This window comes from Ruegeria sp. YTSC106, from assembly GCF_059609765.1.
This window is the reverse complement of sequence record NZ_JBXWMI010000012.1, coordinates 49164-64796: the sequence shown is the minus strand read 5'-3', so window position 1 is coordinate 64796 and position 15633 is coordinate 49164. Positions and strand designations below refer to the sequence as shown.

The following is a 15633-nucleotide window of genomic DNA, read 5'->3' as shown; positions in this document are numbered from 1 at the left end:
AGGCCGCCGTGACACAAAAAGACATGCCCACCGCGCTGAACCTGCCCATGGTTGATCCGCTGCCGCCGGAAACGCAGAAATACTTTGATATCTGTGTCGAAAAACTGGGCATGGTGCCGAATGTGCTGAAAGCCAACGCATTTGACATAGACAAGCTGAGCACATTCACCGCGATGTATAACGACCTGATGCTGGCTGACAGTGGGTTGACCAAGCTGGAACGCGAGATGATCGCCGTAGTCGTCTCGTCGATCAACAAGTGCTTCTACTGTCTGGTCGCGCATGGGGCGGCGGTGCGTCAGCTTTCGGGCAATCCGCAACTGGGTGAGATGCTGGTGATGAACTACCGCGTCGCGCCGCTGGAGCCACGCCAACGGGCGATGCTGGACTTTGCCGCAAAGATGACAACCGCCAGCGCAGAGATCGAAGAGCCCGACCGACAGAAATTGCGAGACGCCGGATTTACTGACCGGGACATTTGGGACATCGCCAATGTCGCCGGGTTTTTCAATATGTCAAACCGGGTGGCCAGCGCAACGGCGATGGTGCCCAACGAAGAATATCACGCACAGTTTCGATGATCCGCATCGCCGCCCTTATAGCCCTACTGATGACAGGATCTGTTGCCGCGCAGGACCTGACCCTACCGGCCAGTGCCCGTCAGATCAGTGATCGGACGTCTCCGCTGGACAGCTATGATCTGCCAACGGGGCCGTATGCGAATGGCTCTGTGCCCGCAGACACTCTCGAAGGGCGCGTGGAACGCTATACGTGGCGGCTTCAGGCAGGGTCGAGCACGACATTGCAGCTTCTCGCCCCGCTGCGGGAACAGATCGAGGCGCAGGGATACAAGATCCTGTTCGAATGCGACGCGCGGGCTTGCGGTGGTTTCGACTTTCGCTTTGGCACCGAGGTCGTGCCAACCCCGGATATGTATGTCGCCATTCAGGATTACCGTTTTCTGTCGGCGATCAAAGGGTCGGTTGCCCTTAGTCTGCTGGTCAGCCGCAATCCCCCGGATGGCTATGTGCAGATGATCCGGGTGACGCCTCAAGATGCACCGGACTCGGACCCTGTGGTGGTCGAGCAAGCCGTAGAGGGTACGGTCGGGTTGCTGGAGGCCTTGGCGACAATGGGCCACGTGATCCTGGATGATCTGCATTTCCCAACGGGCGAGGTTGCCCTGGGCGAGGGACCGTTTGACTCACTGACCTTGTTGGCCGGATACTTGACCGACAACCCGAAAACGCGTCTGGCACTGGTGGGGCACACTGACGATACTGGTGCCTTGCAGGCGAATATTTCGGTCAGCAAAAGCCGGGCCGAGGCGGTGCGAACCCGCCTGATTGATGCACATGGCGTGGCACCCGACCGAATCGAAGCGCAGGGTGTTGGCTATCTGTCTCCGCTTACATCGAATGCAACCCCGGAAGGGCGCGATCTGAACCGTCGGGTCGAGGCAGTATTGCTCGTCAACTGATCCACCACAGGTACAGCGGCAATCCTACGGTGATGTTGAATGGAAACGACACCCCCAGCGACAAGGTCAGATAGATCCCGGCCTCGGCCTTTGGAAGGGCGATCTTCATCGCGGCGGGAACCGCGATATATGACGCCGAGGCTGACAGCACCATGAACAGGAACAAGCTGCCCTGTGGCAGTCCGATCACCGCACCTACCGCCCAGGCCATCACTGCGCCGATCAGGGGCATCAAGACACCAAAGGCGAACAGGCCAACCGACAGCTTGTCTCGATTGCCGATCAGGCTGCGCCCTGCGGACAACCCCATATCCAGCAGAAACAGGCACAAGATACCGGTGAAAGGCGTAACGATGAAGGGCGCGATCATCTGCATACCTTCGTCGCCGGTGATGGCTCCGATCAGGAAGGCACCGGTGAGCAGAACAATCGAGCCATTGGCCAGCAGATCGCGCCACAGCTTGTCATCCTTGACACCATTGCTTCCGGTCCTGTGCGCCAACCAAAGCGCCGACAGGATTGCAGGCACCTCCATCGCAGCCGCAACGGCCACCATGAATCCGTCATGGGACAGCCCAACCAGATCCAGCAGACTGGTGGCGGTGACAAAGGTGACGATCGAGATCGAACCATAGTGCCCTGCAACCGCCGCAGCGTTCAGCGCATCCAGCTTTGTCATCACCCTGAGCAGGCCAAAGGCCACGAAGGGGATGGCAATGGACAAAGCAACACCGCCCAGCAGTGTCAGGAACAGTTGCAGGTGAATGCCATGCGCAGCCAGACTGGCACCGCCCTTGAACCCGATGGCCAGCAACAGGTAAAGCGACATGAACTTGGCCGCGCCCGCCGGAATGGACAGGTCACTGCGTACAAAGGCCGCCAAAAGCCCAAGAGCAAAAAACAATATGGTAGGCACCAGCAGATTGCTGGACAGTGTCTCGATCACTCCGGGCATATTTGACTCCTGACCCCTCGTTTTCGGGTTAGGTGCCTTGCAAAACAGATTTCGCCAAATACTATCTTTCTAAGTTATAAATAGTTTCAGGCTATGAAATGCGCCCGACATTGCGGCAGTTGGAATACATCGTTACCGTCAGTCGCCTTGGGCGATTCAGTTTGGCTGCCGAGGTGCTGAATGTCAGCCAGCCCAGCCTGTCGACGCAAATTGCGACTGTAGAACAAGAACTTGGCGTTCGAATCTTTGATCGTAACCGTGGTGGAATCCAGGTGACGACAAAGGGTGAAGAGTTCATCTTGCGCGCGCAAAAGATCCTGGCAGAAGTCAAGGACCTGCGCCATGCAATGTCGAACGATATGCCCGTCGGAGGAAGGTTGCGACTGGGGGTATTGCCTTCGATCGGGCCCTATCTGTTGCCGCAAGCCATCAAACAGGTGCACCAGATTCGCCCCGGATTGCGCATTGTCGTGCGCGAGGAAAACACACTGGATCTGGAACAGGGTCTGAAATCCGGTCGATTTGACCTGATATTGTCCACGCCCGAAGACCATCCGAATACCGTGCAACATCGTTTGTTCAACGAACCTCTCTGGGTCGCGGTTGCCGTTGATGACGTTCTGGCGCGGGATTTGCAGGGTGTCAGTGCCACAGATCTTCAGAACCGGATTTTCCTCACCCTGGATCAAAGTCACCGCCTGTCGCGCATCGTCTATGCATTGGCGGCAGAATGCGGTGGGGTGGTTTCGGATGAGTATGAAGGCACGACACTTGATTCCATTGTCCTGATGGCGGCTTCGGGTGTTGGTGTTGCGGTACTGCCTGATCTTTATGCTCGCAGACAGGGGATTTACCGCGACGAGGTGCGGTTGCGCCCACTCTCCATTGCCAATGCAAATCGCGATATCGCCCTTTTGGCACGCAGTTCCGAAACACCGCCGCGGGGTCAGAATGTGCTGACCGACAGCCTGCGCTCTTCCGCCCGGTCCATGGGGCTGTCGGTGATCGGTCCATAAAAAAGGCCCGCACTTTTACATGCGGGCCAAAGGTTGGTCTTCAGGGAGAAATTACCAGTCCATCGGACCCTTCTCGTGGAAAGAGTCGACGAGGAAATCAATGAAAGCCCGCACTTTGGGTTGTGTAAAACGGCCGGGCGGGTAGACCGCGTAAACGCCTTGAACTTCGTCGGGCAGGGATGGCATGGCATCAACAACCAGCCCTGCCTTCAAGGCTTCTGCGTAAAGATAGCTGGGCAAATACGCGATACCCAAGCCGGAAACCGCCGCGTTCAACAGGGATTGGCCATCGTTTACGCTCAACCATCCGGCCGTTCGAACCTGACGCTTTTCGCCGGATGGCGCGGTCAGTTTCCAGACATTGCCCGAGGACTGGCTGGAATAATGCAGCAGCTTGTGTTCGTTCAGGTCGTCGATCTTCTGTGGGCGGCCGAATCTTTCGACATAACTGGGCGCGGCGACCATGCGTTTGACGGTTTCGGTCAGTTTGCGAGCCCGCAGCGTGCTGTCTTCCAGCTCACCAATGCGGACGGCCACGTCAAATCCTTCCGAAATCAGTTCGACGTAACGATTGTTCAGTACCATGTTCACAGTGATGTCGGGGTAGGCCGCAAGGAACTCGGACAGCACAGGTGACAAGTGATTTACGCCGAAATCCGTGGCAACGCTGATGCGCAAAAGACCAGATGGGGCTGATTGCATCGACGTGACCAGTGAATCCGCTTCTCCTGCATCATTGAGAACGCGGCGCGCGCGGTCATAATAGGCCAGCCCGATTTCTGTTGGTGACACCCGGCGCGTGGTACGGTTCAACAGTCGCGCTCCCAGACGTGCTTCAAGGCTCGATACGTGTTTGGACACGGCTGATTTGGAGATGCCCATCTTCTTGGCCGCATCGGTGAAGCCACCCTGGTCCACCACATTGGCGAAGGCTTCCATTTCGGTCAGTCGGTCCATACTCGTTCCCCAGATCTTGATTTCCGTCCTGACTATGGCGCTGAATCTGGGCGGAAACGGGGCAGACATGGGATAATATCAGGGATTTGAATCGGATCGTTTGCGTATGGGAAACGCAGAAACAGTGGTTTCCAATCTCGCCTCAGGCATTGTGATGCTGTGTTTTCTGGGCAATCGCGCTAAGCTGTTACCTTGAGAATGGCATTTTTGTGACCAGGGAGAAGATCATGAAGACCTTTTTCGCCATTGCTGCTCTTTGCCTTTCGGCGGGTTTTGCACACGCCGGAGGAGAGACCCCATCGAATCCCGATGCAAAGGTCTATTTCGTCAACCTGTCGGACGGTGACACCGTGCAATCACCGGTCACGGTTGTCTTTGGCCTCAGCGGCATGGGTGTCGCTCCAGCGGGAACCGAGAAAGAAAATACCGGACACCACCATCTGCTGCTTGACCGTCCCCCGCTGGGTGAGGGCGAGGATGGTGCAGATGAGTTGGCCAATGGTTTGCCCGCCGACGACAACCACATACACTTCGGAGGCGGTCAGACCGAAGTGACGCTGGACCTGCCATCGGGCCAGCACACATTGCAACTGGTTCTGGGCGACGCCGGGCACGTGCCACATGCCACACCGATTGTATCCGAAGTGATTACGATTACCGTGGAGTAGTCCGCATGCCCAGTCGCAGGTTGAACGTGTCCGGGGCGCCTGCGTTGGTCGCAGGTCTACGGAGTCCCTTGGCGTAGATCGCGGCCGCATCGATGAAGTCATACTTGCGCAACAGATCGTAGGCGACCTGAACATGTTCGGCATGTCCGAACGTCGTATTGTCGATGGCATGTGCCTCAAACGCGCTGGTGATCTCGGCGCTCATTTCTCGTCCTACTTGAAACGGTGACCGTCCTCGGCCGTCCAGTCGAGGTCATAGACGGTTTTGAGCTGCTTGATCTTCTCCAGCGTTTCCTTGGAAAAAGCCGGTTTGTTCTCGAAGCTGTGCAGGCGATGCCCTCGATCAGATAACCAAGGGTCATGTCCAATGACTCCGCCAGTCCCATGAGGACCTTCAGCAGGCGTTTTTCAATTCGAATTCCTGTTGGTGCGTTCTAATTTATGACTCATGTGATACATACGTACACTGATAACATCTAAGCCAAGCAGCACAAAAAAAGCCGCCTCATTAGAGACGGCTTTCCTCGACGTAACTTGAAATTCGTTTCAAAACGTAGCGGCCAGACGTGTGCCCTGATTGATTGCGCGTTTGGCGTCCAACTCTGCGGCCACATCCGCACCGCCGATCACGTGTGGCGTGACTCCTCGTTCGATCAGTGCATCTGCCAATGACCGCTCTGAAACCTGACCTGAACACAGTACAACAGTGTCAACAGGGATTACAGTCGGGTCGGCGCGCTCTTCTCCGAACGAGACATGCAGCCCCTCGTCATCGATGCGCTCGTAATTCACGCCGCCCACGAAGTTCACGTCCTTCATCTTCAGCGTCGCGCGGTGAATCCAGCCGGTGGTCTTGCCCAGCCCCTTGCCATGCGCCTGTTTCTTGCGCTGCAGTAGCGTGATCTGGCGCTTGGGCGCCTCGGGCTGCGGGCCTTCGGGCGCCAGGCCTGCGCGGTGCTGCTCGGGATCGGCGACGCCCCACTCCTTCATCCACAGGGGCAAGTTGGTGGTGGGCGAGTGGCCTTCCTCCAGCAGGTATTCCGACACGTCGAAGCCGATACCGCCCGCACCGATCACGGCCACCGATTTGCCCACCGGAGCCTTGTCGCGCAGCACGTCGATATAGTTTACGACATTGTCGCGATCCTCTCCGGGGATCTGCGGGTCGCGCGGATTGACGCCGGTGGCGATCACCACCTCATCGAACCCGGTCAGATCATCGGTGCCAACCTCGCGGCCCAGTTCGACCTTGACGCCCAGCGTGTCGAGCATGGTGCTGTACCAGTCCACCAGCCCCCAGAACTCTTCCTTGCCCGGCACCTGCTTGGCCAGGTTCAACTGCCCGCCGATCTCGTCGGCCTTGTCGAACACGGTCACGTCATGGCCGCGCTGGGCGGCGGTCATCGCCGTGGACAGGCCCGCCGGACCCGCGCCCACGACGGCCACGCGCTTGGGCGCGTCGGTCTTTTCGATCACCAGCTCGGTCTCGTGGCAGGCGCGCGGGTTCACCAGGCAGGAGGTCAGCTTTCCGCTGAAGGTGTGGTCCAGACAGGCCTGATTGCAGGCGATGCAGGGCGCGATCTTCGTGGCTTCGCCGGCAATCGCCTTGTTCACGAAATCCGCATCCGCCAGCATCGGCCGGGCCAGCGAGACCATGTCGGCGCAGCCCTCGGCCAGCACCTGTTCGGCCACGTCCGGCGTGTTGATCCGGTTCGAGGTGATGACTGGAATCCCCACCTTGCCCATCAGTTTTTTGGTCACCCAGGCAAAGGCCGCCCGCGGGACGCTGGTGGCGATGGTCGGAATCCGCGCCTCGTGCCAGCCGATGCCGGTGTTGATGATCGTGGCCCCGGCTTGCTCGATCCGCTGCGCCAGCTGCACCACCTCGTTAAAGGTCGAGCCATTGGGCACCAGGTCGATCATCGACAGGCGATAGATGATGATGAAATCACTGCCCACTGCCTCGCGGGTGCGGCGCACCACTTCCAGCGGCAGGCGCATCCGGTTCTCATAGGATCCGCCCCAGCGGTCGGTGCGCTTGTTGGTATGGGTTACCAGGAACTGGTTGAGGAAATACCCTTCCGACCCCATGATCTCTACCCCGTCATAGCCCGCCTTCCGGGCCAGCACGGCGGCGTTCACGATATCGCTGATCTGTTTCTCGATACCTTCTTCGTCCAGCTCGTTCGGTGGGAAGGGCGAGATCGGCGACTTCACCGGGCTGGGCGCCACGCATTTGGGGCCATAGGAATAGCGACCCGCATGCAGGATCTGCATGGCGATCTTGCCGCCCGCCTGATGCACCCGGTCGGTGACGATGGAATGGTTGGCCACATCCTTGTCGCTGGTCATCATCGCAGCGCCGGGCAGGACCGAGCCTTCAAGGTTTGGCCCAATTCCGCCCGTCACCATAAGCGCCACACCACCGCGAGCGCGCGCTGCATAAAACTCGGCCACCCGGTTCCAGTCGCCGGTTTCCTCAAGCCCGGTGTGCATCGAGCCCATCAGCACGCGGTTTTTCAACGTGGTAAAGCCCAGATCCAGCGGGGCCAGCATGTTTGGGTACGCAGTCATGGCGAAACTCTCCCTCCCGAATTTGCGTGTTAGATTGACGTTCGCGTCAACTTTGTCACGCGAAACCCCACGTCACCCTCTTTGCTGTTGCGCCGGTGATTGCTAGAGGTGGTCGAAACAACCCGATGAGGCCGCGCATGACCCCCGAAGAAATCGCCAAACTGCCCTATCGCCCCTGCGTCGGGCTGATGTTGATGAATGCCGAGGGCAAGATTTTCGTCGGCCAGCGCAATGATCGCCACAAGGACGCCTGGCAAATGCCACAGGGTGGCGTGGACAAGGGAGAAGACCCGCGCGACGCAGCCTTGCGCGAGCTGTGGGAAGAAACCGGCGTGACTGCGGATCTAGTCGAGGTCGTGGCAGAGACCGATGGCTGGCTGCCCTATGATCTTCCGCACGACATCGTGCCCAAGATCTGGAAAGGTCGCTATCGCGGGCAGGAACAGAAATGGTATCTGCTGCGCTTTATCGGGGCAGATGATCAGATCAATATCGCGACCGATCACCCCGAATTCTCACACTGGAAATGGCAGGCGCTTGATCGGTTGATCGAAGAGATCGTACCGTTCAAACGCACGGTGTATGAACAAGTGCTGAAGGCTTTTGACAGCTACTTGGGCAAAAAGGCCTGACGCTTGGGAAAGTTGGACATTTTCCAGGCTGGCCTTTAGCGCTGAGCCGTTCATAACCGGCCTGTCATGACTCAAACGACCTATCCCAGCCCCGTACGCGCGCATCGCTCTGCCGACATGGTCGTCCATGTGTTCGGGTTGTCCCTGATCCTGACCGCTGGCAGCCTGCTGATCATGAACGCCTATCAGCGTTTGGATTCCGCGCTGCTTCTTGCGGTCATTGTTTATGTTCTCTGTGCGCTTGCGTCGAACCTTGCGTCCTGTGCCTATCATTTTGCGCCCTGGCATGACCGTCGCAAACTGCTGCGTCGTATCGACCATGCCGCGATTTATCCCAGCATCTGCGGGACATTCACGCCGTTCTTCGTTCAGGCGGGCACGACATGGACCATGACGCTGCTATGGGTATGCTGGAGCCTGACCATCGCAGCCGTCTGGAACAAGATAGCAAATGAAACGGTCAAATCACGATGGTCGACAGCGTCATACCTTGGTTTGGGTGGCATTGGTCTGGGGGCAATCCCAGACATGACCACTGTTCCCACAGCCACACTTTGGTGCATTGTGGGTGGCGCAGCCAGTTATGTTATCGGAACGATGTTTTACGCCCAAAAGACACTACCGTTTCGTTACGCGATATGGCACGTCTGGGTGAACCTGGGCGGAGTTCTGATGTTTGTTGGAATCTGGCTGGCGCTGTTTTCTTGATAAACGGCAGGGCCGGGGCGTGGGTGCCCCGAACCGTTTTCAGATCAAATCAAGAGGGTCCTGATTTGAGGTCACATCAACCCTTCGGCGTGCAGCAATTCCTGCATGTTTGCCTCGGGGCGTGGGCCGATATGGCTGATGACTTCGCGGGCGCAGACATTGCCGATGCGGGCGCAGGTCTCGTAATCCCGACCCGTGGCCATGCCGAAAAGGAAGCCCGCCGCAAACTGGTCGCCTGCGCCTGTTGCATCAACAGGGACAATCTTTTCAACCGGCACGTCAATGCGGGTGTCGCCGTTCAGAACGGTCACACCGTCGCCTGAGCGGGTGCAGACCACCAGCGGACAGATCGCGGCCGTCTTGGCCAATGCTTCTTCCAGATCGTCAGTTTCGAACAGTGATTTGATCTCGGCCTCATTGCCGATCACGAAGTCCAGCTCATTTTCGATCAGCAGCAGGAAATCGACCCGGTGACGTTCCACGCAGAACGGGTCGGAAATGGCGATGCCGGCCTTGCCGTCACTCTTATGGCAGGCGCGCGCGGCCTCAAGGAATGCCGCCTTGCCTTTTTCCTTGTCGAATAGATACCCCTCGAGGAACATGATCTGGCTGTTTCCAGCGACCTCTTCTGAGACATCCTGAGACGACAGTTCCGAGGAAATGCCCAGATAGGTGTTCATTGACCGCTCACCATCGGGCGACACAAAGATCATCGAACGTGACGTCGGCAATTCACCACCGGGTACAGGTGGGTTCACGAAATCGACGCCATCCTCGTTCATCGCATCTGCATAGAAACGGCCCAGCGCGTCATCGTGAACCCGGCCGATGAACGCAGCATCCAGCCCAAGTGCGCCTGCGCCCGCAATGGTATTGGCCACCGAGCCGCCCGGCGTTTGAACACGGCTTTCCATCGAGGCGTACAGCACCTCGCCGCGTTCCTGTTCGATCAACTGCATGATGCCTTTTTCGATGCCCATCAGCTCCAGGAAGCTGTCATCGGCCTGGGAAATCACATCCACAACGGCATTTCCGATGCCGGTCAGTTGATAAGTCTTCATAGGGTTTTGTCCTCAAATTGGCAGAGATCACGGATGATGCAGGTCGGGCATTGCGGCTTGCGCGCCTTGCAATGGTACCGGCCATGCAGGATCAACCAGTGATGCGCATGAAGTTGAAAGTCAGCAGGAATATTGTCTTCGATGGCGCGTTCGACAGTGTCTACATCTTTGCCGGGGCAAATACCGGTGCGGTTGCCGACGCGAAAGATATGGGTGTCCACCGCCTGCGCCGGTTGTCGCCACCACATGTTCAGAACCACGTTGGCCGTCTTGCGGCCCACACCCGGAAGGGATTGCAGGGCAGCCCGGGAATTGGGAACCTCGCCGCCATATTCGTCTACGAGGATACGGCTGAGCTTGATGACGTTCTTGGCCTTCTGGCGGAACAAACCAATGGTCTTGATGTGCTCGATCAGGCCTTCCTCGCCCAGATCCAGCATCTTTTGCGGCGTGTCGGCGATCTTGAACAGCGCGCGCGTCGCTTTGTTGACGCCCGCATCCGTGGCTTGCGCCGAAAGTGCCACGGCGACGACCAGAGTATAGACGTTCACATGCTCCAGTTCGCCCTTGGGTTCCGGGTCGGCCTCTTGAAAGCGCGTGAAAATCTCGCGGATCGTATGATAGTCGAGTTGCTTTGCCATCCGGGCCTTAATGCCGTCCACCGGGCTCTGACACAAGCCCAAAGCCAATGCGCAAGTTCCGGGTCGCGGCAGCGTGGCCTGCGCGCTATGGTTTTGTCAGAAGATGAGGTGGAACCATGAACGTCCAGACCCCGGAAAGCGGATACCATTACAACGTCATGCGCCGCGCAATCGACCTGATTGATCAGGGCGGCGAGGGCCTGAGCCTTGATGAACTGGCACGCCAGATGGATATGAGCCCGGCCCATTTCCAGCGCCTGTTCTCGCGTTGGACCGGAGTGTCGCCAAAACGGTACCAACAATACCTGACACTGGGCCATGCGAAGGCATTGCTGCGCGAACGGTTCACAACACTGGAAACGGCACACAATGTGGGCCTGTCCGGTAGCGGACGTCTGCATGATCTGTTCCTGAAGTGGGAATCCATGAGCCCCGGCGAATATGCCCGCAAGGGCGAAGGTCTGACGATCTATTGGGGGTGGTTCGAATGCCCCTTTGGCCCCGCGCTGGTCATGGGTACCGACAAGGGCATCTGCGGCATGGCCTTCGGGGCCGAGACCGGCGAAGAGGCCGCGATGGAAGACATGATCTCGCGCTGGCCCAAGGCGACGTTTGTCGAAGATCCGATGCGCCTGCGTCCTTGGGCGCTGAGTGCTTTTGGCGCTGCCAACGATCGGTTGGAGCCAACACCGGTTTTCCTGATCGGATCCCCTCTGCAAATCAAGGTGTGGGAAGCGCTGATGCATATCCCGTCCGGGCAGGTCACGACCTATTCCGAGATCGCCCAACGGGTCGGCTCTCCGCAAGCCGTTCGCGCAGTGGGAACGGCAGTTGGCCGCAACCCGGTCAGTTGGCTGATCCCCTGCCATCGGGCATTGCGCAAGTCAGGTGGCCTGGGAGGCTATCACTGGGGATTGCCGGTCAAGCGTGCCATGCTGGCCTACGAGGCGGCGCAGGCAGACGCCTGATTGACAGACGGCCTGACCGCTGCCAAAAGGCACCTCAGGTTCGGGTCCCCTGCCGTTCGCGGCCATTGGCTTTGGTGTAACCCGGTTTTGAAATGCATCTGTTGCCCTTTCTTGGCGCGCGGATGGTAATGCGAGCCCCGTCCTGATTTCGCGCCCGTTCAAGGAAACGAGGCACATGATGACACGATCCCAAACCGTTGCTCCGGTTGAAGAGCTGAAAGCGCAGGCAAAACGCTTGCGGGAAAAACTGAAAACGACGGGTGTTCCTCTGTCGCATAGCGCGGCATTGGAACTTCTGGCCCATCAGCATGGCGTTCGAGACTGGAACACCTTGCATGCGATGTCCGGAAACCGGATGCATCTGCGCGTAGGTGATCGGGTTGAAGGACGCTATTTGGGTCAGGCGTTCACAGCCGAAATTCGCGGCATGACCGTATTGGGCGATGGCGCGCGTCGCCGAGTGACCCTGCATTTCGATACGCCGGTAGATGTGGTCCGCTTTGACAGCTTCTCTGCATTTCGACAGCGCGTCACCGGAGAGATTGGGTGGGACGGTCGGTCCAGACGCCACACGTCCGATGGCGAACCCCAGCTTGTGGTGCGGCCCGTATAGAGCGTAATGGGCGAGGCAACCGCGTTGCCCCGCCCAATCTGTCTGCTTCGCAGGTGAAGTTACTCTGCGGCCCAGCCGCCGACGGCTTTGACTTCAAGGAAATCCTCGAGACCGAAGACTCCGCCTTCCCGCCCGTTGCCGGATTGCTTCATGCCGCCGAACGGTGAGCCCGCGCTGCGCGATTGTCCGTTCATTTCGACCATGCCCGACCGCAGAGCCCGCGCCATGCGATTGGCACGCGCACCATCCTGTGTCTGAACATAATTGGTCAGGCCATAGGGTGTATCATTGGCGGTTTCGACAGCCTCCTCTTCTGTGTCGAAGGGGATCATGGTCAGAACTGGGCCAAAGATTTCTTCGCGGGCGATGGTCATCTGGTTATTTGCATCAGCAAAGACCGTGGGGCGGACATAATAGCCCTTATTCAGCCCCTCAGGTCGTCCGGTGCCGCCTGCAACCAGCCGCGCACCTTCGTCGATGCCCTTCTGGATCAGGTCCTGAATCTTGGTCCACTGAACTTCATTCACAACCGGACCGATGTGGCGACCTTCCTCCATGGCAGGGCCAACCTTGACCATGTTCGCAACTTCGGCCGCCGTTTCCACAGCCTTGTCGTAGATCGGGCGCTGCACCAACATCCGGCTGGGTGCGTTACAGCTCTGGCCGGTGTTTTGCATCATGTGCAGCACCCCGCGCTTGACCGCTTTTTCGTCCGCATCCTCAAAGATGACGTTGGCTCCTTTGCCTCCCAGTTCCAGATGCACTTTCTTGAGGGTGTCAGCCGCGTTCTTCGAAATCGCAGTGCCCGCGCGAGTCGAACCGGTGAAGCTGACCATATCAACATCCGGATGACCCGAAAGTTGCGATCCAACACCCGCTCCGTCGCCGTTGACCAGATTGAACACACCGGGCGGGAAGCCTGCCTTGTCCATCATCTCGGCAAAAATCATCGCGTTCAGCGGGCTTTGTTCTGACGGTTTCAGAACCATCGTGCAGCCCGCAATCGCAGCAGCACCAACCTTGAGCGTGATCTGGTTCATCGGCCAGTTCCACGGCGTGATCAGAGCGGCAACGCCAACCGCCTCATAAATGATGCGATCATTCGGTGCATGATCCCCCAGCGGGCGCTCGAATTCAAACGACCTTGCGGCGCGGATGAAGTTCTTCAGGTGATAGATGCCGGCACCAGCCTGCGCCGAGCGCGCCAGATCGATCGGGGCGCCCATTTCAAGTGACATCGCCTGCGCCAGATCCTCTGCCCGGGTTGCATAGAGTTCGACCAGCTTTTCCACCAGCGCGATGCGGGTTTCCACTGGAGTTGCCATCCAGCCTGGCAAAGCGGCCTTGGCTGCGGCAACGGCTGCATTCGTGTCGGCTTCGGCGCCAAGCGAGATCATTGCGCAGGGCTCTTCGGTCGAGGGGTTGATGACCTCGAAGTCATTGGGCTGCGACGGGGCCATCCACTGACCGTTAATATAGAAATCCCGCTTTTCGATCATCCTGAGCCCTCCTGAAGGTTCGCCTGAAGCCGGCTGTTCGGGGCCACTCTGTCACCCATGCACAGGCTGAGCAATAGTGAATTTGATCAAATTTTTTTCTGGTCAGGCTCACGAAATCCGTATCCCTGGACACGATGGCTGGTTTAACCTGTGTACAAAGTGATTAGGTTCCAGACGACCGACTCAGGTTTTTCACAGAAAAGGAGATGCCCCATGGGTTTGCGCATCAACGACACCGTCCCGAATTTCACGGCAGAAACGGATCAGGGCACCATTCAGTTCCACGACTGGATTGGCGACAGCTGGGCCATTCTGTTCTCGCACCCAAAAGATTTCACCCCTGTTTGCACCACCGAGTTTTCGGCCGTTGCGCAGCTGAATGACGAATGGGCCGCCCGCAACACCAAGGTGATCGGCGTATCGGTTGATGGTGTCGAGGACCACAAGAAGTGGAAGAAGGACATCGAGGAATACGGCAAGGCCAACCCCGGTTTTCCGATCATCGCCGATGAAGGTCTGGCTGTGTCCAAGGCTTTCGACATGCTGCCCGCCGAAGCATATCTGCCCGATGGCAGAACACCGGCTGACAGTGCCACGGTGCGTTCGGTCTTCATCATCGGCCCGGACAAGCAGTTGAAGCTGTCGATGACGTACCCGATGACCGTGGGCCGGAACTTTGCTGAAATTCTACGCGCGCTTGACGGGTTGCAGATGTCAGCCAAGGGCGTTGCGACGCCTGCCAATTGGGTGCCGGGCGAAGACGTGATCATCCCGCCAACCGTGTCGAACGAAGACGCCAAGGCCAAGTTTGGCGAGTTCGAAACGATCTTTCCCTATCTGCGCAAGACCAAGGCGCCGTCGTAAGCCGGTTGCCGGGTCAGGGGGGCTGTCTGCCCCCCATCGTGCCTGCCGGCACGATTCCCCCCGAGGATGTTTTTAGCCAGATGAAGCAGGCGGTTGTTGCAGGCCGGGCGACCACCGGCATATCCAGCGCGCGCTGTTTTTTCAGGGTTTTTCGGGCCCCCGCACCTGAGGCGCGAGGGCAAAAAGGGGCAGGAAACCGGAGCGAAACCTGACACCCGAAGTGATCAGAAATTATAGCGAAGTCCGAAATTGACGCTGAATATATCCAGATCGTCCTCTACGTTGCCGGTCAAAGCTCCGTTGGGGGCCAGACGCTGCGACGAAACATCAAAGGCACGGGCGAAACGGGCATCAACGGTGAACGCTGTCGACGAGTTGATGTCATATGCCACACCGGCGATCACCTGGGCGGCAAAGGTGGTGTCGGTATCGTCCAGCGCCACACCCGGCCCATAAGAAAAATCCAGATCCGAATAGGTGGCACCCAGACCAAACCCGGCAAACGGTGTCAGCACTCCGGCCTGTCTGAAATCGAACAGCACATTGGCAAATAACGAGGTCTGCGTGACGTCGCCCGAGATATTGCCCTCGGGCCCCGGACCATTGCCGGTAAAGTTCACACCATCCACGTCACTGTCGCGATAAGACAGTTCCAGCTCGATCCGCGTTCCGATGATATCGTTGGACCATTGCGGGATTTCCTTGCCAATCGCGAGGCCCAATCCGAAACCTGCGTCGAATTCGGTATCGACCGATTGCGTCGCGCCACCGATCGCCCCGGTGAAATCGCTGTCCTGTAGCTGGCTGTAGCCGATGAAGCCGTGAATATAGGTGCCGTCGCCCAGGCTCTGCGCGGCAAGCGCCGTTGCGCTGATCGCCAGAGCCGAAGAGGCGAGAATGAGGCGCGTGAACATAACCATCTCCAGTGTTCCAAAGTCCGCATGCCATGGATGTGGACGAGGCTGGCCCAAAAAGAAAGGCGCCGGGCCTTCACTTC

General features: G+C 58.3%; 17 protein-coding genes. 9 read left to right on the top strand and 8 right to left on the bottom strand.

Annotated elements, in window-relative coordinates:
• Positions 1 to 23: 23 nt before the first annotated feature.
• Both AC2FEB_RS16375 and AC2FEB_RS16370 read left to right on the top strand, forming a co-directional pair.
• Positions 24 to 581 (top strand): peroxidase-related enzyme, encoded by a 558-nt coding sequence (locus AC2FEB_RS16375; protein WP_496674706.1) that lies wholly within the window; start codon positions 24 to 26, stop codon positions 579 to 581.
• Positions 578 to 1480: an OmpA family protein gene (locus tag AC2FEB_RS16370; protein ID WP_496674618.1), complete on the top strand. Its 903-nt coding sequence runs from the start codon at positions 578 to 580 to the stop codon at positions 1478 to 1480. The genes AC2FEB_RS16375 and AC2FEB_RS16370 overlap by 4 nt, the downstream gene beginning before the upstream one ends.
• On the opposite strand, the gene AC2FEB_RS16365 is transcribed toward AC2FEB_RS16370, so the two are convergent.
• Positions 1473 to 2435 carry a sodium-dependent bicarbonate transport family permease gene (locus AC2FEB_RS16365; protein WP_496674620.1) on the bottom strand — a complete coding sequence of 321 codons (963 nt, stop codon included), beginning with the start codon at positions 2433 to 2435 and terminating at the stop codon, positions 1473 to 1475. The two genes, AC2FEB_RS16370 and AC2FEB_RS16365, sit on opposite strands and share 8 nt — an antisense overlap.
• Positions 2436 to 2533: 98 nt before the next feature.
• Here AC2FEB_RS16365 and AC2FEB_RS16360 point away from each other — a divergent pair, with 98 nt between their 5' ends.
• Positions 2534 to 3451, top strand: coding sequence for a hydrogen peroxide-inducible genes activator (locus tag AC2FEB_RS16360; protein ID WP_496674622.1), 918 nt, complete (start codon positions 2534 to 2536; stop codon positions 3449 to 3451).
• A 51-nt stretch (positions 3452 to 3502) separates the two neighbouring features.
• Here the strand turns inward: AC2FEB_RS16360 and AC2FEB_RS16355 are convergent, their stop codons facing one another.
• Positions 3503 to 4408: a LysR family transcriptional regulator gene (locus AC2FEB_RS16355; protein ID WP_117871765.1), complete on the bottom strand. Its 906-nt coding sequence runs from the start codon at positions 4406 to 4408 to the stop codon at positions 3503 to 3505.
• A gap of 227 nt (positions 4409 to 4635) precedes the next feature.
• Here AC2FEB_RS16355 and AC2FEB_RS16350 point away from each other — a divergent pair, with 227 nt between their 5' ends.
• Positions 4636 to 5076: a DUF4399 domain-containing protein gene (locus AC2FEB_RS16350; RefSeq protein WP_117871767.1), complete on the top strand. Its 441-nt coding sequence runs from the start codon at positions 4636 to 4638 to the stop codon at positions 5074 to 5076.
• Here the strand turns inward: AC2FEB_RS16350 and AC2FEB_RS16345 are convergent.
• Entirely contained in the window at positions 5063 to 5281 is a 219-nt protein-coding gene (locus AC2FEB_RS16345) for a hypothetical protein (RefSeq protein ID WP_496674624.1), read from the bottom strand. The two genes, AC2FEB_RS16350 and AC2FEB_RS16345, sit on opposite strands and share 14 nt — an antisense overlap.
• 341 nt (positions 5282 to 5622) lie before the next feature.
• The gene (locus tag AC2FEB_RS16340; RefSeq protein WP_496674626.1) at positions 5623 to 7650 is read right to left on the bottom strand and encodes an FAD-dependent oxidoreductase; all 2028 of its coding nucleotides are present in this window, start codon (positions 7648 to 7650) and stop codon (positions 5623 to 5625) included.
• Between the two features lie 137 nt (positions 7651 to 7787).
• On the opposite strand from AC2FEB_RS16340, the gene AC2FEB_RS16335 reads away from it, so the two are divergent.
• Positions 7788 to 8282, top strand: a complete 495-nt coding sequence (locus AC2FEB_RS16335; RefSeq protein WP_117871775.1) for an RNA pyrophosphohydrolase — start codon at positions 7788 to 7790, stop codon at positions 8280 to 8282.
• A gap of 66 nt (positions 8283 to 8348) precedes the next feature.
• On the top strand, positions 8349 to 8990 hold the full coding sequence (gene trhA, locus AC2FEB_RS16330; RefSeq protein WP_117871777.1) for a PAQR family membrane homeostasis protein TrhA: 642 nt from the start codon (positions 8349 to 8351) through the stop codon (positions 8988 to 8990).
• A gap of 71 nt (positions 8991 to 9061) precedes the next feature.
• Here the strand turns inward: trhA and AC2FEB_RS16325 are convergent, their stop codons facing one another.
• A complete protein-coding gene (locus AC2FEB_RS16325; RefSeq protein WP_299899522.1) occupies positions 9062 to 10051 on the bottom strand; it encodes an adenosine kinase in 990 nt (329 codons plus the stop codon).
• The gene (nth, locus tag AC2FEB_RS16320) at positions 10048 to 10692 is read right to left on the bottom strand and encodes an endonuclease III (RefSeq protein ID WP_117871781.1); all 645 of its coding nucleotides are present in this window, start codon (positions 10690 to 10692) and stop codon (positions 10048 to 10050) included. The genes AC2FEB_RS16325 and nth overlap by 4 nt, the downstream gene beginning before the upstream one ends.
• A gap of 116 nt (positions 10693 to 10808) precedes the next feature.
• On the opposite strand from nth, the gene AC2FEB_RS16315 reads away from it, so the two are divergent.
• A complete protein-coding gene (locus AC2FEB_RS16315) occupies positions 10809 to 11660 on the top strand; it encodes a bifunctional helix-turn-helix domain-containing protein/methylated-DNA--[protein]-cysteine S-methyltransferase (protein WP_496674629.1) in 852 nt (283 codons plus the stop codon).
• A gap of 175 nt (positions 11661 to 11835) precedes the next feature.
• On the top strand, positions 11836 to 12273 hold the full coding sequence (locus AC2FEB_RS16310) for a glyoxalase superfamily protein (RefSeq protein ID WP_496674631.1): 438 nt from the start codon (positions 11836 to 11838) through the stop codon (positions 12271 to 12273).
• A gap of 59 nt (positions 12274 to 12332) precedes the next feature.
• Here AC2FEB_RS16310 and AC2FEB_RS16305 read toward each other — a convergent pair whose 3' ends face one another.
• Positions 12333 to 13772, bottom strand: coding sequence for an aldehyde dehydrogenase family protein (locus AC2FEB_RS16305; protein ID WP_496674633.1), 1440 nt, complete (start codon positions 13770 to 13772; stop codon positions 12333 to 12335).
• Between the two features lie 213 nt (positions 13773 to 13985).
• Here AC2FEB_RS16305 and AC2FEB_RS16300 point away from each other — a divergent pair, with 213 nt between their 5' ends.
• The gene (locus tag AC2FEB_RS16300; protein ID WP_117871788.1) at positions 13986 to 14636 is read left to right on the top strand and encodes a peroxiredoxin; all 651 of its coding nucleotides are present in this window, start codon (positions 13986 to 13988) and stop codon (positions 14634 to 14636) included.
• 224 nt (positions 14637 to 14860) lie between these two features.
• Here the strand turns inward: AC2FEB_RS16300 and AC2FEB_RS16295 are convergent, their stop codons facing one another.
• On the bottom strand, positions 14861 to 15550 hold the full coding sequence (locus tag AC2FEB_RS16295; protein ID WP_496674635.1) for an outer membrane protein: 690 nt from the start codon (positions 15548 to 15550) through the stop codon (positions 14861 to 14863).
• Positions 15551 to 15633 lie beyond the last annotated feature (83 nt).